This window comes from Streptomyces sp. NPDC058683 (assembly GCF_042716195.1).
GTDB lineage: Bacteria > Actinomycetota > Actinomycetes > Streptomycetales > Streptomycetaceae > Streptomyces.
This window is the reverse complement of sequence record NZ_JBHXSK010000027.1, coordinates 12,621-28,243: the sequence shown is the minus strand read 5'-3', so window position 1 is coordinate 28,243 and position 15,623 is coordinate 12,621. Positions and strand designations below refer to the sequence as shown.

General features: G+C 73.4%; 13 protein-coding genes. 9 read left to right on the top strand and 4 right to left on the bottom strand.

Features of this window, described 5'->3' with window-relative positions; genetic code table 11:
* Positions 1–1,996: tetratricopeptide repeat protein (locus ACFWXC_RS28130; protein WP_384483078.1), on the bottom strand; the 1,996-nt coding region annotated here is incomplete at its 3' end.
* A gap of 531 nt (positions 1,997–2,527) precedes the next feature.
* Here ACFWXC_RS28130 and ACFWXC_RS28125 point away from each other — a divergent pair.
* Complete coding sequence (locus tag ACFWXC_RS28125; protein ID WP_384483077.1) at positions 2,528–3,613, top strand: MBL fold metallo-hydrolase; 1,086 nt, start codon at positions 2,528–2,530, stop codon at positions 3,611–3,613.
* A gap of 140 nt (positions 3,614–3,753) precedes the next feature.
* On the opposite strand, the gene ACFWXC_RS28120 is transcribed toward ACFWXC_RS28125, so the two are convergent.
* Complete coding sequence (locus ACFWXC_RS28120; protein ID WP_384483076.1) at positions 3,754–4,350, bottom strand: XRE family transcriptional regulator; 597 nt, start codon at positions 4,348–4,350, stop codon at positions 3,754–3,756.
* A gap of 284 nt (positions 4,351–4,634) precedes the next feature.
* On the opposite strand from ACFWXC_RS28120, the gene ACFWXC_RS28115 reads away from it, so the two are divergent.
* On the top strand, positions 4,635–5,666 hold the full coding sequence (locus ACFWXC_RS28115) for a hypothetical protein (RefSeq protein ID WP_384483075.1): 1,032 nt from the start codon (positions 4,635–4,637) through the stop codon (positions 5,664–5,666).
* Between the two features lie 308 nt (positions 5,667–5,974).
* Here ACFWXC_RS28115 and ACFWXC_RS28110 read toward each other — a convergent pair whose 3' ends face one another.
* Positions 5,975–6,622 (bottom strand): phosphotransferase, encoded by a 648-nt coding sequence (locus tag ACFWXC_RS28110; RefSeq protein WP_384483074.1) that lies wholly within the window; start codon positions 6,620–6,622, stop codon positions 5,975–5,977.
* 338 nt (positions 6,623–6,960) lie between these two features.
* Between ACFWXC_RS28110 and ACFWXC_RS28105 the strand changes: the two genes are divergently transcribed.
* The 7 genes from ACFWXC_RS28105 (at position 6,961) to ACFWXC_RS28075 (ending at position 14,118) form a co-directional block, all read left to right on the top strand.
* Positions 6,961–8,178 (top strand): prenyltransferase/squalene oxidase repeat-containing protein, encoded by a 1,218-nt coding sequence (locus tag ACFWXC_RS28105; RefSeq protein WP_384483073.1) that lies wholly within the window; start codon positions 6,961–6,963, stop codon positions 8,176–8,178.
* A gap of 35 nt (positions 8,179–8,213) precedes the next feature.
* Positions 8,214–8,795 (top strand): SCO2322 family protein, encoded by a 582-nt coding sequence (locus tag ACFWXC_RS28100; protein WP_384483171.1) that lies wholly within the window; start codon positions 8,214–8,216, stop codon positions 8,793–8,795.
* A 118-nt stretch (positions 8,796–8,913) separates the two neighbouring features.
* The gene (locus tag ACFWXC_RS28095) at positions 8,914–10,077 is read left to right on the top strand and encodes a CbiQ family ECF transporter T component (RefSeq protein ID WP_384483072.1); all 1,164 of its coding nucleotides are present in this window, start codon (positions 8,914–8,916) and stop codon (positions 10,075–10,077) included.
* Positions 10,074–11,717, top strand: a complete 1,644-nt coding sequence (locus ACFWXC_RS28090) for an ABC transporter ATP-binding protein (RefSeq protein ID WP_384483071.1) — start codon at positions 10,074–10,076, stop codon at positions 11,715–11,717. Before ACFWXC_RS28095 ends, ACFWXC_RS28090 begins: the two co-directional genes overlap by 4 nt.
* On the top strand, positions 11,714–12,523 hold the full coding sequence (locus tag ACFWXC_RS28085) for an ECF transporter S component (protein WP_362574415.1): 810 nt from the start codon (positions 11,714–11,716) through the stop codon (positions 12,521–12,523). The genes ACFWXC_RS28090 and ACFWXC_RS28085 overlap by 4 nt, the downstream gene beginning before the upstream one ends.
* A gap of 336 nt (positions 12,524–12,859) precedes the next feature.
* Positions 12,860–13,273, top strand: coding sequence for a transglycosylase SLT domain-containing protein (locus ACFWXC_RS28080; RefSeq protein WP_384483070.1), 414 nt, complete (start codon positions 12,860–12,862; stop codon positions 13,271–13,273).
* A gap of 158 nt (positions 13,274–13,431) precedes the next feature.
* Positions 13,432–14,118 (top strand): YoaK family protein, encoded by a 687-nt coding sequence (locus ACFWXC_RS28075; RefSeq protein WP_384483069.1) that lies wholly within the window; start codon positions 13,432–13,434, stop codon positions 14,116–14,118.
* A gap of 136 nt (positions 14,119–14,254) precedes the next feature.
* Here the strand turns inward: ACFWXC_RS28075 and ACFWXC_RS28070 are convergent, their stop codons facing one another.
* Entirely contained in the window at positions 14,255–15,490 is a 1,236-nt protein-coding gene (locus ACFWXC_RS28070; protein ID WP_384483068.1) for a cytochrome P450, read from the bottom strand.
* Positions 15,491–15,623: the final 133 nt, after the last annotated feature.

Here is a 15,623-nt window from a genome sequence, read left to right as displayed (position 1 = left end):
GGTCGTTCAGTAGCTGCTCGAACGCGGCTGCGGCACCGGCCGCATCGTCCGCCTCCCCCCGATACCGGGCGAGGTTACTGCGGGCGATCAGGGTGTGGGGGTGGTCCTCGCCCTGCACCCGGATCTGGTCGGTCAGTAGCTGCTCGAACGCGGCTGCGGCACCGGCCGCATCGCCCGCCTCCCCCCGAAACCGGGCGAGGTTACTGCGGGCGGTGAGGGTGTCGGGGTGGTCCTCGCCCAGCACCCGGATCAGGCCGGGCAGTAGCTGCTTCAGCGCGGCTGCGGCACCGGCCGCATCGCCCGCCTCCCCGCGCCAGCAGGCGATGTTGTGGCGGGTGGCCAGGGTGCGGGGGTGGTCCTCGCCCAGCACCCGCAGCCGGTCGGTCAGCAGCTGCTCGAACGCGGCTGCGGCACCGGCCGCATCGCCCGCCTCCCCCCGCCACCGTGCGAAGCTACTGCGGGCAATCAGGGTGTCGGGGTGGTCCTCGCCCAGCACCCGCAGCCGGTCGGTCAGCAGCTGCTCGAACGCGGCTGCGGCACCGGCCGCATCGCCCGCCTCCCCCCGCCAGTGGGCGAGGTCACCGCGGGCGGTCAAGGTGTCGGGGTGGTCGGGGCCGAGGCGGTGGCCGGTGGTCTCGGTCAGGCGATGGAAGTGGGCTGTGGCGGCGGTGACCTGGCCGGCTTCGCCGAGGCTTTGTCCGGCCCGGTACAGCACCGTATGCGCGTCGGGCCGGTACAGGGCATCTCCGGCGGTGCGGGTGAGGGCGGTGGCATTGGCGCGCAGGGCCTGGGCGAGTTCGGTGTCGCGTTCGATGTCCGGCCATGCGGTGATGAGAGCGTCGGCGGTGGTGCGGGCGAGTTGGTCGTGCTGGTCGGGGGTGAGCGTGTCACGGGTGGCGCGCTGGATGAGCTGATGGGCTCGGATGGCTTGGTGGGGGGTGGCGGGGGTGTGGTCGATGAGGCTGAGCCGAGCCAGCGCCCGCAGAGCGTCGACTGCCTCGGTCGGAGTGACAGACGCGGGAGCCTTGTTCTGTTGTTCTGGTTGAGGTGTGTGCTGGGGTATTACTCGGGAGCCGTTGTCGGTGCGGTGCCGGGTCAGGTGGGCGAGGGCGGGAGCGCTGGTCAGGACGGCTTCGGGGATTCCGTTGGGGCTGAGGAACGCGGCGAGCTGGAGCATCGGCCGGGCCAGGCCGGCCGGGCGGAGAGTGTTGGCGCGGTCGACGGACAGGGACAAGGCCGCTGCTGCGGTGTGAGTCTGGCCGTCGGGCAGGACTTCGGGGGCGGTGTCGGCGAGCAGGGTGGCGCGGTCGGCCAGCAGATCCCGGTAGGTGGCGGCGCTGATGCCGGCGTCGATGAGGTAGGCAGCGGCTTGTGACAACGCGAGCGGCAGGTGCCCCAGGTCCTTGGCGAGTGCGGTGAGCTGTTGATCGGGCTCGTGGCGGTTACGGGCGCGCAGCGAGGAGGTGAGGTAGGCGAGGGATTCGGCCTCGGTGAACAGCCCGACCTTGATCAGCCGACCTGGCAGGGCGGCGTCCTGGCGGCGGGTGGTGACCAGGGTCCGGCCCTGCGTGCCGACGGGCGGCCACAGTCCGTTCAGGTCGGTGGGATCGGTGACGTCGTCGAGGACGACCAGCCATCGGCACGGCGTGGCGTTCGCTTTGGGCTCCAGCCAGGCCAGGAACGCGCGGGTGGCTGTTTCCCGGTCTGCGGGGTCGGCTCCCAGGATCTCCACGGCTGCCTGCGCGTACCCGGACGCGGCTGTGGTGGCGTTGCTCGCGTTGATCCACACCAGTAGGTCCAGCTCGCCGTCCTGCCATGCGGTGCGGGCGTAGTCGGCGGCCAGTTGAGTCTTGCCCACCCCACCCATTCCGGCCAGCACCTGACCACGGACTGTGTCCTGCCCCACCAGGACCGCGGCCTGTCCACCGGTGAGTTTCTCCCGCAGCCGGAACACTTCGGCGCGGGTCTGGAAACAGCCCGCCCGAGGCGGGATCACCCCCACTTGATGCGGCCACACGACAGGAGGCCGCCTTACCCCGTAGTGGTGGTGAACTTCCTTGCCCGTGACCGGACCGGTGAACGAGCCGCCGCGGAAATCGACATGGTCCCCGCCGTCAGCGCCGTACCGCTCGTCCCCCTCCGCCACCACAACTCCCCGGAACATGGTCCGATTCAGGATTCCGACCGTACCCGCGCACCCACCCCGGCCACCGGCTGTTCGCAACACAGAGCAGACCTGGCACAGGCCAGTTCCCCCAGGTATCCCCCAGCAGCGGCACGCGGAGACAAACGTGCAGGTCACGGATGACGGACTCAGCCCGCTGTAAATCTGCCGTCCCGCCGGGAGCGGGGCCGTCTGTGGGCCGTCCGACAGGAACTGGCGACGGCCAACAACGACAGTCAATGACGGCTCCGCCGCTGGTCAGAGCCCTCTCAAGTGAACTTCTCCTCGACCCGTCCGATGTGGAACCAGTTCTAGTTATAGTGAGCAATGGCCGTGCGGCGGTGCGGGGGCGGAGGGCGACGAATGGCGAACAGTCAGGGCGAGCGCGACGGGTCGGGCGAGTCGGCGGCGCGGCCGGAGGTGGCCGTGCACGATCACGGCGGGGGTGTGCGGTCCGTCGAGGTTCCCATTCCGGACAATCCCCTCGGCTACACGCTGGTGTACGTCGTCGACACCGATCGTGGGCCGGTGCTGGTCGACACCGGGTGGGACGATCCCGGGTCCTGGGACGTTCTGGTGGCGGGGCTGGCGGCGTGCGGTACGGGTGTCGGTGAGGTGTACGGGGTCGTCATCACCCACCATCACCCCGATCATCACGGACTGTCGGGGCGGGTGCGGGACGCCTCCGGGGCCTGGCTCGCCATGCACGCCGCCGACGCGGCCATCGTGCGGCGGGCCCGGGAGACCCTGCCCGAGCGGTGGTTCACCTACATGGCCGCGAAGCTGACGGCCGCCGGTGCGCCCGAGGAGCATGTGGCGCCGCTGCGGGGCGGACCCCGTCGGCGCAGCTCTCCGCCGGGTCTGTCCCCCGCCCTTCCCGATCGCGAGATCCTTCCCGGTGAGCTGCTCGACCTGCCCGGCCGGCGGCTGCGTGCCGTCTGGACGCCGGGGCACACACCCGGGCATGTCTGCCTGCATCTGGAGGAGCAGCATCCGGATCAACTGCCGGGGCGTGGGCGGCTGTTCTCCGGTGACCATCTGCTCCCCGAGATCACGCCGCACATCGGTCTCTACGAGGATCCCGACGACGCGACCGTCACCGACCCCCTCGGCGACTACCTCGACTCCCTCGAACGCATCGGCCGGCTCGCCCCCGCCCAGGTCCTCCCGGCCCACCAGTACACCTTCACCGACGCACCGGCACGCGTACGGGAGCTTCTGACCCACCACGAGGAACGTCTCACCGCACTCCTCGTCCTGCTCCGACAGCCCCTCACCCTGTGGGAGTTGGCCGTACGGATGGAGTGGAACCGGCCCTGGGAGCAGATCCCCTACGGATCGCGGAACATCGCCGTCTCGGAGGCGGAGGCCCATCTGCGGCGCCTGGTGAAACAGGGGCTCGTGGAGCCGGTGGCGGGGAGTGAGCCGGTCACGTACGTGGCGGTGTAGCGGAGTCCCCCGCGACGTCCCCCGCGACCTCGCCCGCGAACTACCCAGGCGGGTCAGGCAGATCGGGCGTGAGGAGGGAGACCTGCTGTGGCGGCCGACTGCCTGCGGTCCGCGGAGTCGTGAGGCGGCCCGCTCACGGCCTAGTTGACGGCCTGGCCGGCGGCGGCGCTCTCGGACGTGATGAGCATCTCCGCCAGGTCGGCGAGGGTGGCGAGTTGGCGCGCGTTCATCTGCGGTGCCCGGGCGGCCAGCCGGACCAGGCCGCTCTCGCGCAGCCGGGACAGCGGGTCGGCCTGGGCCTCCAGCCCCTGCAGGACCGGCTGGAGCGCCTCGTACAGCGCCTCGGGATCGTCGGCGGTGAAGAAACCGGGCGGCAGTCCGAAGAACCGCCGCATCCGGTCGGTGTGTTCGAGGCCCGGCATGCCGCACTTGCGCCATTCGCTCAGCCACTGCCTGCTGGTGCCGGCGATCGCCGCGAGCTCGCCCAGCGAGTACCGCTTGCCGTCGGGCCGGCGCCGGTTCTCGCGGATGAAGTCCAGCCGCTGCCGCACCCGTTCGGCGAGCCCCGCCTCGGGCGCGGTCCCGCCGGCGAGCAGTTCGGCGACCGTCCCGACGGGGATCCCGGTGCGGTACGACAGGTCGGCCACGTCCAGCACCTCGGACAGCCGCCCGGGCCGTCCGGTCAGTTCCCCCAGCCGTACCAGTACGCCGGTCAGCGGGGCATGGGCGTCACTCACCAAGGTCCCCCAGGAGACACGTCGTTGACCGGTCGGTCAGCCGAGCAGACGGTCGGCCGAGCAGACGCGAGGTTATCCAATTCCCCGGCCCGCTCACCAGACATGACAAGGGTCACTGCGGAATGGGGCAGCAATCGTTGACATATGACGGTACGGCAGAAAGGATCGGGAACGATCACGTCACCAGGCCACGGTCGAACCGACCCGCCCCGGGTGCCGCCTATGGGGGAGCGGCATCCGGGGCGACCAGCCGCCCGCCTCCTCCCGGAAGGTGAGGCGCACCGATGTCGCAGCCCGTCCTGCTCCTCGGCGCCGGCCGCCGGTGCGCGTACGACGAGTTCGTGCTGACGCGTCTCGCCGCGGCCCGCCCCGTGGTGCTGGTGGACGCCGCGCCGCCCACCTGGGCCCTCCCGTGCCTGGCCGGTCACCTCGCGGCGGACCCCGGCAAGGACGGGGCGACGGCGTCGGCTGTGGTGCGGTTCGCGGCCCGGCACCGGGTCCGCGGGGTGCTGGCCCACTCGGCCGAGTACACGGTCGCCGCCGCCAGGATCGCCGGGCAGCTGGGGCTCCCCGGCCCCTCCCTCGCCGCGGCCGCCGCCTGCGCCGATCCGGCCGCGCTGCGTGCCTCGCTCGTCGCCGGCACGGCCCCCGTCGACGACCCGGGCACGCCCAGGGTCAGCGCCGAGACCGTCGTCCTGGACGGCGAGATCCGCATCGTCGCCATCACCCGTACGACCCTGGGCCCGGCGCCCGCCCGGCAGCCGCTCCGGCACACCGTGCACGCCCACGACGGCCTGCTGCACAACCGTTTCCTGCGCCTGGCCGTCGACCGCGCCGTGCACGCCCTCGGCCTCACCCGGGGTGTGCTGCACATCGGGCTGCGGCTCAGCGACCGTGGCCCCCGGGTCACCGACGTCACCCCGTGTCTCCCGGGCGACCTGATCCCGCTCCTCGTCAGACGGGCCACCGGCGTGGACCTCGTGCAGGCCGCCGCCGCGCTGGCCACCGGCGAGGTGCCGGACACCACGCCCACCCGGCAGCGGGCGGCCGCGATCCGGTTCGCGTACCCGGCCGCCACCGGCCGCCTCGACCACCTGACCCTCTCCCCCGACGCGGCCCAGGAGCCCGGCGCCGAGCGCATGATCCTCACCCAGGACGCCGGCCGGCAGGTCACCGCCGGGCCGCACGCGACCGTCGACGACCGGCTGGCGCTCTGGGTGGCCGTCGGCGAGGATCCCGCCGGCTGCGACGACGCCCTGCGCCGGATGGGCCGCCACCTGTCCGCGGGCATCGCCCCGATCGTGACAGCGGCCTGACCGCTTCGCCGCACGCGCCGTGCTGTGCGGCCGTCGTTCGGCGGCGCCCTTCGCGGCCGGTCGGCGGCCGTCGTTCGGCGGCGGCACCCGTCGTGGCCGGTCGGCGGCCATCGTTCGACCACGGCGCCCGTCGCAGCCGGTCGGCGGCCATGTTCGACCACGGCGCCCGTCGCAGCCGGTCGGCGGCCGTCGTTCGACCACGGCGCCGTCCTGGCCGGTCGCGCCTCGCGGCGGAGCCGCATACCGATGCGGCCCCGCGCCCCGCTGAGCCGCCACCGGATCGCAGCCGAGGCCAGCCCGCGGTCCGGTCACATCAGGGTTCGTATCAACTCCTCGGCCGCACCCAGCAGTTCGACCTCCCGGCGGCTCATCGTCGGATTGGCCGCCCGTCGTCGCAGGGCCTCCGCCAGCCCCTCCTCGGTCAGTTCGCCCGGATCGGCGAGCAGGGCCGCGAGCAGCTCGCGGGCCACCGGCAGTTCGCCCACCGCGACCTGGGCGAGGATCACCGCGGACATGGCCCAGTCGAGGCCGGGCGGCCCGTCCTCGGCGTTGGTCCAGTCGATGACCCGCGGCCCGTCGGGCGTCAGCATCACATTGTCAGGATGCAGGTCGAGGTGGAGGATGCGGGAGCCGTGCGCGGCCGGGTCCCGTCCGGGCACCGCGTGCAGCCGCCGCAGCAGCGAGGCGAGCAGCGCACCGCCCTCCGCCGCGCCCATCTCTCCCGCGAGCAGCGCCGCCAGCATGGTCGGCCCGGACAGCCGCTCCAGCACCAGGTCGGTACGGGACCCGGAGGGCCGCACCCGGGGCACCGGATACCCGTGCTCCCGTACGTACGTCATCACCGCGCCCTCGGCGGCCGCGTCCCCCCAGCCGTCCCGGTCCCGGCGCAGTACCCACGCCTCGTCGATCTCGTACACATCCGCCGAACGCCCCGAGCCGAGCAGTCTCCCCGTCATGGCATGACCATAACCAGCGGCTACGACCCACAGCCGCCCCTCAGCTTCGCTTCGGCGGCCGGTAAAGTAGCCGGGTCGTCATCACCCGTACGGGGGAAAGCCGGTGCAAACCCGGCACTGTCCCTTCTTCCCCGGTTCCCGGCTTCGCCCGAACCGGGGACGACCCCTGTCCGTGAACCGTCGCACCGACGGTGAGCCGGACCGCCCCGCGCGGGACGTTGATCGGCCCATGTGCGCCGGCACCCGTCGGCGCACGGCACCGTCGAGGTTCGCGGAGCCGAGCCGCCGGGGTGTCCCGTGCCGCCCGGCTCCCCCGCAGGGAAAGGCACCCGCCGATCATGACCGTCCTCCGCCGCAGCGCCGCGGTGCTGGCCGCCACCGCCGTCATCGGCGCCGCCACGCCCGCCATGACCGCGACGGCCGCCGACGGCACGTCGCCGTCCCCGTCCGCTTCGACAGTGCTCCCGTCGGGGCTGTTCGGCGACACGGACCCCAAGTACGACGGCGTCTGGCGCCAGTCGCTCGCCCTGCTCGCCCAGCACACGGTGGGCCTGACCCCGGCCACGAAGGCGGTGGACTGGCTGGCCGGGCAGCAGTGCGCCGACGGCTCGTACGCGGCGTTCCGCGCCGAGCCGGCCGCGGCCTGCGGTGCCAAGGTGACGGTCGACACGAACAGCACGGCCGCCGCCGTACAGGCACTGGCGGCGCTCGGCGGGCACGACGACGCCGTCGGCAAGGCGGTGACCTGGCTGAAGGCGCAGCGGAACAAGGACGGCGGCTGGGGCTACACCCCCGGCTCGCCCAGCGACACCAACTCCACCGGCGTGGTGATCGGCGCGCTCACCGCGGCCGGCGAGAGCACCGACGAGGCGGCGGCCGGCCTCCTCGCCAAGTGGTCCCTCCACTGCGACGCGGCGGGTGGCGGCGGCATCGCCTACCAGCCGGACAAGAACGGAAAGCTGGCCGCCAACGCGGACGCGACGGCCGCCGGGGTGCTCGGCGCCCTCGGCAAGGGGTTCGCGGCCACGGCCGGGAAGGCCCCGGAGGAGGGCTATGCCTGCGAGAACTCCGACAAGGCGCTGACGCCGGCCGACGCGGCCCGCAACGGCGCCGAGTATCTGGTGGGGGTCATGGACGACCACGGAAACCACCTGGTCTCCGCGCTCGCCGGTGCCAAGCCCCAGCCGGACTACGGCAACACCGCCGACGCCGTCGTGGCCATCGCCGCGCAGGGCTCGACCAAGCCGGCGCGGCAGCCGTACGCCTGGCTGGAGGCCCACGCCGTGCCGTGGGCGAAGCAGAGCGGACCCGCGGCCTACGCGGAGCTGATCTTCGCGGCGCACGCGATGGGCGCGGATCCGCGTGACTTCGGCGGTACGAACCTGGTGACGGCGCTCAACGCGACGGGCCCGGCCCCCGAGGCCGCGGCCGCGCACACCAAGGAGAAGAAGGACTCGTCGGGCACCAGCGTCTGGTGGATCGTCGGTACCGGGCTCGTCGCCGGCATCGGCATCGGCTTCCTGTTCAGCGGGCGCCGGAAGCAGCGGCAGCCGTGACCGGCGTCCGCGTCCGCCGTGCGGCGCTGCTGGTGATGGCCGCGCTGACCCTGCTGGCGACCGCGGCGCCGGCGGAGGCCGCCGGTTACCGCTACTGGTCCTTCTGGGAGCGGGACGGCTCGCGGTGGACGTACGCCACGCAGGGACCCGCCACGGCGCGGCCGGACGACGGCGCGGTCGAGGGATACCGGTTCGCGGTGAGCGAGGACTCGGGGGACGCGTCGCAGCCACGCGGGACGGCGGACTTCGGGACGATCTGCGGCGACACGGCCGCCGTCCGGGGCAAGAAGCGGGTGGGGCTGGTCATCGACTTCGGCACGACGGCGGACGCGCCGTCCGCGCAGCAGCCGCCGGTGCGGCGGACCGCGTGCGCGGTGGTGGCGCGGGACGCGACGGCGGCGGAGGCGCTGGCCGCGGTGGCCAAGCCGTTGCGGTACGACACGAACGCGCTGCTGTGTGCCATCGGGGGGTATCCCGAGAAGGGATGCGGGGAGAAGGTGGCGGCGGGCGGTACGTCGGACGGCGGGCCGTCGGTGGGGCTGCTGGCCGGGGTGGGGGTGGTCGTGGTGGTGGCCGCGGGAGCGTTCTGGCAGGGGCGGCGTCGGAAGAATGGGTGATCGTCACAGTGCGGGCCGGTGGGGGTCGGTCGCGCCCACGCGGCGGAGCCGCGGATCGATACGGCCCGCGCCCCTTACGGGGCACGTCCTGGCCGCGGGCAGCCGTGCCGCTGGGGCGATGGGGGTCCCCCCGCTCGAGCGAAGCCGAGAGTGGGGGAGGGTGGGCGCGGCGGCACCCCGCAGGCGCGGGCGGGTGAAACCCCCCGTGCCCCGGTCCCGGCGTACCCGCGGCCTGCACCCCGGTGCCTGGTGGCTCTGGGCGCTCTCCCTCGGTGTCGCCGCCTCGCGGACCACCAACCCGCTCCTCCTCGCCCTTCTCGTCGCGGTCACCGGCTACGTCGTGGCCGCCTGCCGGAGCCGGACGCAGGGGTCCCGTTCCTACTCCGCCTTCGCCAGGCTCGCCCTCGCCGTCCTGCTCGTCCGGCTCGCCTTCACCGTCCTCCTCGGCTCCCCCGTCCCCGGCTCGCACACCCTCGTCACCCTCCCCGAGGTGCCGCTCCCCCACTGGGCGCAGGGCATCCGGCTCGGTGGCCGGGTCACCGCCGAGGCGCTGGCCTTCTCCCTCTACGACGGCCTCAGGATCGCCACCCTGCTGATCTGCGTCGGCGCCGCGAACGCGCTCGCCGATCCGGCCCGTCTCCTGAAGTCGCTGCCCGGCGCCCTGTACGAGCTGGGCGTGGCCGTGGTCGTCGCCCTCACCTTCGCGCCGAACCTGATCGCCGACGTCCAGCGGCTGCGCGCCGCCCGCCGACTGCGCGGCCGTCCCGACTCCGGCGTCCGGGGTCTGCTCCAGGTCGGACTGCCGGTCCTGGAGGGCGCGTTGGAGCGCTCGGTCGCCCTCGCCGCCGCGATGGACGCGCGCGGTTACGGCCGCAGCGCCGACGTACCGGACCGGGTCCGCCGTACGACGGCCGCGCTGACCCTCGGCGGCCTGCTCGGGGTGTGCGCGGGAACGTACGGGCTGCTCACCGCCGAGGGCGGCGGTTACGGGCTGCTCCTGCTGCCGGCCGGGGTGGTCGCCGCGCTGGCGGGGCTGCGGCTCGGTGGCCGCCGTTCGCTGCGCACCCGCTACCGGCCGGACGCGTGGGACTGGCGGGCCTGGCTGGTGTCCGGGTCGGGCGCCGCCGTCGCCGGGCTGCTGGCGCTCGCCGCGGTGCGGGATCCGGACGCCCTGCATCCCGGGGTCGTACCGCTGGTCGCCCCCACGCTGCCGCTGTGGCCCGCGGCTGCCGTGCTGCTCGGTCTGCTGCCCGCCCTCGTCGTGCCGAAGGAGCCGTCGTGATCCGTTTCGAGGACGTCTCCGTGACGTACGACGGCGCGGCCCGGCCGGCCGTCCAGGGCGTCGACTTCGAGGTGCCGGAAGGTGAACTCGTCCTGCTGGTGGGCCCGTCCGGTACCGGCAAGTCGACGGTCCTGAACTCCGTCAGCGGGCTGGTGCCGCACTTCACCGGTGGCACGCTGCGCGGCCGGGTCACCGTCGCGGGGCGGGACACCCGGACGCACAAGCCGCGTGAACTCGCCGATGTCGTCGGCACGGTGGGACAGGATCCGCTCGCCCACTTCGTGACCGGCACGGTGGAGGACGAACTGGCCTACGGGATGGAGTCGTTGGGGATCGCCCCGGCCGTGATGCGGCGGCGGGTCGAGGAGACCCTCGATCTGCTGGGGCTCGACGGGCTGCGGGACCGGGCGATCGGCACGCTCTCGGGCGGGCAGCGGCAGCGGGTCGCGATCGGGTCGGTGCTCACCCCGCATCCGGAGGTCCTGGTTCTCGACGAGCCGACCTCCGCGCTCGACCCGGCCGCCGCCGAGGAGGTGCTGGCCGTGCTCCAGCGGCTGGTGCACGACCTGGGGACCACGGTGTTCCTGGCCGAGCACCGGCTGGAGCGGGTGGTGCAGTACGCCGACCGGGTCGTGCTGCTTCCGGAGCCGGGGGCCGCGCCGGTGTGCGGCACCCCCGCCGAGGTGATGGCCGTGTCGCCGGTGTGTCCGCCGGTGGTGGAGCTGGGGCGGCTGGCCGGGTGGTCGCCGCTGCCGATGACCGTGCGGGACGCCCGGCGCCGCGCGGGCGGACTGCGGGAGCGGCTCGCCGGACGGACCCCGGACGATCGGGCCCCCGCCGCCCCGACGGCCCCCGCGGCTCCCACACCTCCCCTCGCGTCCCCCGCCCCTCCGCTCGCCGAGGTCCGTTCCCTCGCCGTCCGCCGGGACCGGGTGGACGCGCTGTGCGGTGTCGATCTCACCGTCGCGCCCGGCGAGACCGTCGCCCTCATGGGCCGTAACGGCGCCGGGAAGTCCACGCTGCTGGGCGCCCTGGTCGGGCTGGTGGAGCCGGGTTCCGGGACGGTCCGGGTCGGCGGCGCGGTGCCGCATCGCACCCGCCCGCGGGACCTGCTGCGCCTGGTCGGTCTGGTCCCGCAGGAACCCCGTGACCTGCTGTACGCCGACACGGTCGGCGCCGAGTGCGCGGCCGCCGACCGGGATGCCGGAGCGGCGCCGGGGACCTGTCGTGAGCTGGTGTCCGGGCTGCTGCCCGGGGTCGCCGACGGTACCCATCCCCGTGATCTCTCCGAGGGGCAGCGGCTGGCGCTGGCGCTGGCCGTCGTGCTGGCCGCCCGGCCGCCGCTGCTCCTGCTGGACGAGCCGACCCGGGGCCTCGACTACGCGGCGAAGGCCCGGCTGGTCGGCGTGCTGCGCGGGCTCGCCGCCGACGGGCACGCGATCGTGCTGGCCACGCACGACGTGGAGCTGGCCGCGGAGATCGCGCACCGGGTCGTGCTGCTCGCGGAGGGCGAGGTGATCGCGGACGGGCCGACGGACGACATCGTCGTGTCCTCGCCGTCCTTCGCCCCGCAGGTCACGAAGATCCTCGCGCCGCAGCGGTGGCTGACCGTGGCCCAGGTGCGCAAGGCGCTGGCATGACCGGCCCGGTGCGGCTCGGCCCCCGCTCGCTGGCCGCCCTCCTCCTCGTCAGTGCCGTCGGCGTGGTCGCGGTCGGCTGGCCCTTCCTCGCCCCGCCGTCCTCCCGGCTCACCTCGCACGCCCAGGACGCGCCCTGGCTCTTCGCGGGCCTGCTGCTCCTGCTGGTCGCGGTGCTCGGGGCGACGATCTCCGAGTCGGGGCTCGGCCCGAAGGCGGTCGCCATGCTCGGCGTGCTGGCCGCGACCGGGGCTGCGCTGCGGCCGATCGGTGCGGGCACCGCCGGGATCGAGCCCATGTTCTTCCTGATGGTGCTGAGCGGGCGGGTGCTGGGGCCGGGCTTCGGGTTCACCCTCGGCTCGCTCACCATGTTCGCGTCGGCGCTGCTCACCGGCGGGGTGGGGCCCTGGCTGCCGTTCCAGATGCTGGCGATGGGCTGGTTCACGATGGGGGCCGGGCTGCTGCCGGGTGCCGGGCGGCTGCGCGGGCGCGGTGAGCTGGCACTGCTGGCGGGCTACGGCTTCCTGGCCGCGTTCGGCTACGGCATGGTCGTGGACCTGGCCGGCTGGCCGCTGCTGGCCGGCACCGCCTCGAACATCGCCTTCGACCCGCACGCCGGGCCCGCGGCCAATCTGGCCCGGTTCCTCGCCTACAGCCTGGCCACCGCCATGGGCTGGAACCTGGGCCGGGCCCTGTGCACGGTCGTCCTCACCCTGGTCCTCGGGCCCGCCCTGCTGCGGGCGCTGCGCCGGGCGACCAGGAGGGCCGCTTTCGAGACCGCGGTCACATTCGACGGCCCCGGGGCGTGAGGCGTCGTACGCACCCGGTGACGCGACCGGTGAAGCACCCCACATGACGCACGTCACCTACGACCACGAGTAGTAGTCAGGCTTTTCCTAAATGTCCGATTCGCCAAGGCCTCTGACCTGCACATTGAGAGCCACGCCACACAACGGGCCATCACCGCCTATGCGACCACAACTAGTAAAAGGGGTGATTGCGGACGGGTTTGCGGCCTGCTTCTCTGGAGGACGTCGCCAGGCACCACCGGCCCCCAGCGGGCCACGGAGCCGACGCACACGGCCACCGCCCACGGGTGGTTCCGGAGCACGGCGACCCCCTGTCCCCGACGAACGAGGTTCTCCGTGTCCGTGTCCATCATCCGCCGCATCGCCTCCCCGAAGAAGGTCCTCACCGCTGCCGCCGTGGCCGCCGCCACCGCCGGTATGGCGCTGAGCGCGGCGCCCGCCCAGGCCGCCACCGGCTCGGCCTCCTCCGCTCAGGCGATCGCGCACAAGATGATCCCGGACGCCGCACAGTTCAACGCGTTCAGCAAGATCGTCTCGCACGAGAGCGGCTGGAACCCCAGCGCCACCAACGGCTCCTCCGGCGCCTACGGCCTGGTCCAGGCCCTGCCGGGCTCGAAGATGGCGTCCGCCGGGTCCGACTGGAAGACCAACCCGGCCACCCAGATCAAGTGGGGTCTGGACTACATGAACTCCCGCTACGGCAGCCCGACGGCCGCCTGGAGCTTCTGGCAGGCCAACGGCTGGTACTGAGCCGGCCGCTCCGCTCCCCCCGCACCTCGGCACCCTCGCCCCCTCCTCCCGGGCGAGGGTGCCGACGCATGTCCGGACGTGGTGGACTGATGCCCCAGAGCCGCCGCACCCCGGGGTCACCGAGCCGCCCGGTCCGGCGCGTCCCCACCGGAGGAGCGATGCCCACGGCGACACCGACCCCCGATCCCGAGACCCGCGGTGTGCGGCTGGTGTTCGTACTGCTGGCCCTGACCATGATGAGCGGCATGATCGACGCCGTCAGCTATCTGGGCCTCGGTCATGTCTTCACCGCGAACATGACCGGCAACGTGGTGGTCCTGGGCTTCGCCGCCGCCGGGGCGCCCGGCTTCTCCGTCCCCCACTCGGCGGCCTCGCTGGCCGCCTTCCTGCTGGGCGCGGCGGTGGGCGGCCGGGTCTCGGCCCGGTTCGGCGGCGGCTCCCGCCGGCGGTGGATGCGGGTGACCCTGGCCGCGGAGGCGGTCCTGATGGCCGCGTCCGCCGTGGTGGCCTTCGCCCGGCCCGGCGGGACGGCGACGACGTACACCCTGATCGCGCTGACCGCCTTCGCGATGGGTCTGCGCAACGCGAACGTCCGTAAGCTGGGGATCCCCGACCTGACGGCGACCACGGTCCTGACGACGACCCTGACCGGCCTGGTCTCCGAGTCCCACTTCGGCGACGCCACCAGGCCGCACTCCCCGCGCCGCGTGGCCGCGGTCCTCGCCCTGATCGCCGGCGCGGTCCTGGGCGCCTGGCTGGTCCTCCACGAGAGCCTGGGGATCCCGCTGCTCGTCGCGGCGGTGGTCGCCGGGGTGCTGGCGGCGGTGGCGTCCGGGCGGGAGTGACGGGAGCAACGGGAGTGACGGGAGCGTGCGGCGCCGGCGTCTCGGGGGAGGCAGGAACGGGGCGTAGGGAGGGGGTGCTCCTGCCTCCCTCGGGGCGGGCCGGCGGCGCCGGGAGCCGTCGGCCCGGGTCGAGGGGTTACGACGTGGTCACCTGGAGGTGCTTCACCCCGTTGATCCACGCCGAGCGCAGCCGGTCCGGGTCGCTGACCAGGCGCAGGGTCGGCATCGCGTCGGCTATCGCGTTGAAGATCAGGTCGATCTCGAGGACCGCGAGGGACTTGCCCAGGCAGTAGTGCGGGCCGCCGCCGCCGAAGCCGAGGTGGGGGTTGGGATCGCGGGTGATGTCGAAGGTGTCGGGGTCGGTGAAGACCTCGGGGTCATGGTTGGCCGAGGCGTAGAAGACGCCGACCCGGTCGCCCTTGCGGATCAGCTTGCCGCCCAGCTCGGTGTCCTGGGTGGCGGTGCGCTGGAAGGAGTTGACCGGGGTGGCCCAGCGGACGATCTCCTCGGCGGTGGTCGAGGGGCGCTCTCGCTTGTAGAGGTCCCAGGCCTCGGGGTGGGTGAGGAAGGCGTGCATGCCGTGGGTGATGGCGTTGCGGGTGGTCTCGTTGCCGGCCACCGCGAGCATCAGCACGAAGAAGCCGAACTCGTCGGAGTTCAGGTTGCCCTCGTCCTCGGCCGCCACCAGCGTGGAGACGATGTCCTTGGCCGGGCACTGCTTGCGGTCGGCGGCCATGTTCATCGCGTAGGCGATCAGCTCGGTGGCCGACTCGGCGCCCACCGCCTCGGTGATCGCGTACTCCGGGTCGTCGTACGAGATCATCTTGTTGGACCAGTCGAAGATCTTGGCCCGGTCGTCCTGCGGGATGCCGATCAGTTCGGCGATCGCCTGGAGGGGGAGCTCGCAGGCGACCTCGGTGACGAAGTCGAAGGGGCCGGAGTGGGCGCGGGCCGCGTCGGTGATCGCCCCGGCGCGGGCGCGCAGCCGCTCCTCCAGAGCCCGGATCGACCGTGGCGTGAAACCGCGCTGGATGATCTGGCGGACCCGGGTGTGCTCGGGCGGGTCCATGTTCAGCAGGATCAGCCGCTGGGCGTCGATCGCGTCCCGCTGCATGTGCTCGGTGAAGCGGATGATCGCGGTGTTGAGCCAGGACGAGAAGATCTCGGGGTGCGTGGAGACGTACTTGACGTCCGCGTGCCGGGTGACGGCCCAGTAGCCGTCGTCCGCGAAGCCGGCGATGCCGTGCGGCTGTTCGATCCAGCGGACCGGTTCCGCCCGGCGCAGCTCGGCGAACTCCGGGAGCGGCACCCGGTGATGGAGCAGATCGGGGTCGGTGAGGTCGAACCCGTCGGGCAGTGCGGGACAGGGCATGGCGGCTCACTCCCACCGTGTACGAACCTGGATACGTGCCTTACGACGGCCATCTGACGGGCCATCAGAAAGGGCCGGTTGCCGTGAAGGTAGTAACGGGTTCTACAAGTCGCAAGGGGCGCGGTCCCCCCAA

Bases quoted from the DNA above. Each gene is read 5' to 3' on its own strand.
- ACFWXC_RS28125 (WP_384483077.1), top strand. From the start codon at position 2,528: ATGGCGAACAGTCAGGGCGAGCGCGACGGGTCGGGCGAGTCGGCGGCG.
- ACFWXC_RS28115 (WP_384483075.1), top strand. From the start codon at position 4,635: ATGTCGCAGCCCGTCCTGCTCCTCGGCGCCGGCCGCCGGTGCGCGTAC.
- ACFWXC_RS28110 (WP_384483074.1), bottom strand. From the start codon at position 6,622: ATGACGGGGAGACTGCTCGGCTCGGGGCGTTCGGCGGATGTGTACGAG.
- ACFWXC_RS28105 (WP_384483073.1), top strand. From the start codon at position 6,961: ATGACCGTCCTCCGCCGCAGCGCCGCGGTGCTGGCCGCCACCGCCGTC.
- ACFWXC_RS28100 (WP_384483171.1), top strand. From the start codon at position 8,214: ATGGCCGCGCTGACCCTGCTGGCGACCGCGGCGCCGGCGGAGGCCGCC.
- ACFWXC_RS28095 (WP_384483072.1), top strand. From the start codon at position 8,914: ATGGGGGTCCCCCCGCTCGAGCGAAGCCGAGAGTGGGGGAGGGTGGGC.
- ACFWXC_RS28085 (WP_362574415.1), top strand. From the start codon at position 11,714: ATGACCGGCCCGGTGCGGCTCGGCCCCCGCTCGCTGGCCGCCCTCCTC.
- ACFWXC_RS28075 (WP_384483069.1), top strand. From the start codon at position 13,432: ATGCCCACGGCGACACCGACCCCCGATCCCGAGACCCGCGGTGTGCGG.
- ACFWXC_RS28070 (WP_384483068.1), bottom strand. From the start codon at position 15,490: ATGCCCTGTCCCGCACTGCCCGACGGGTTCGACCTCACCGACCCCGAT.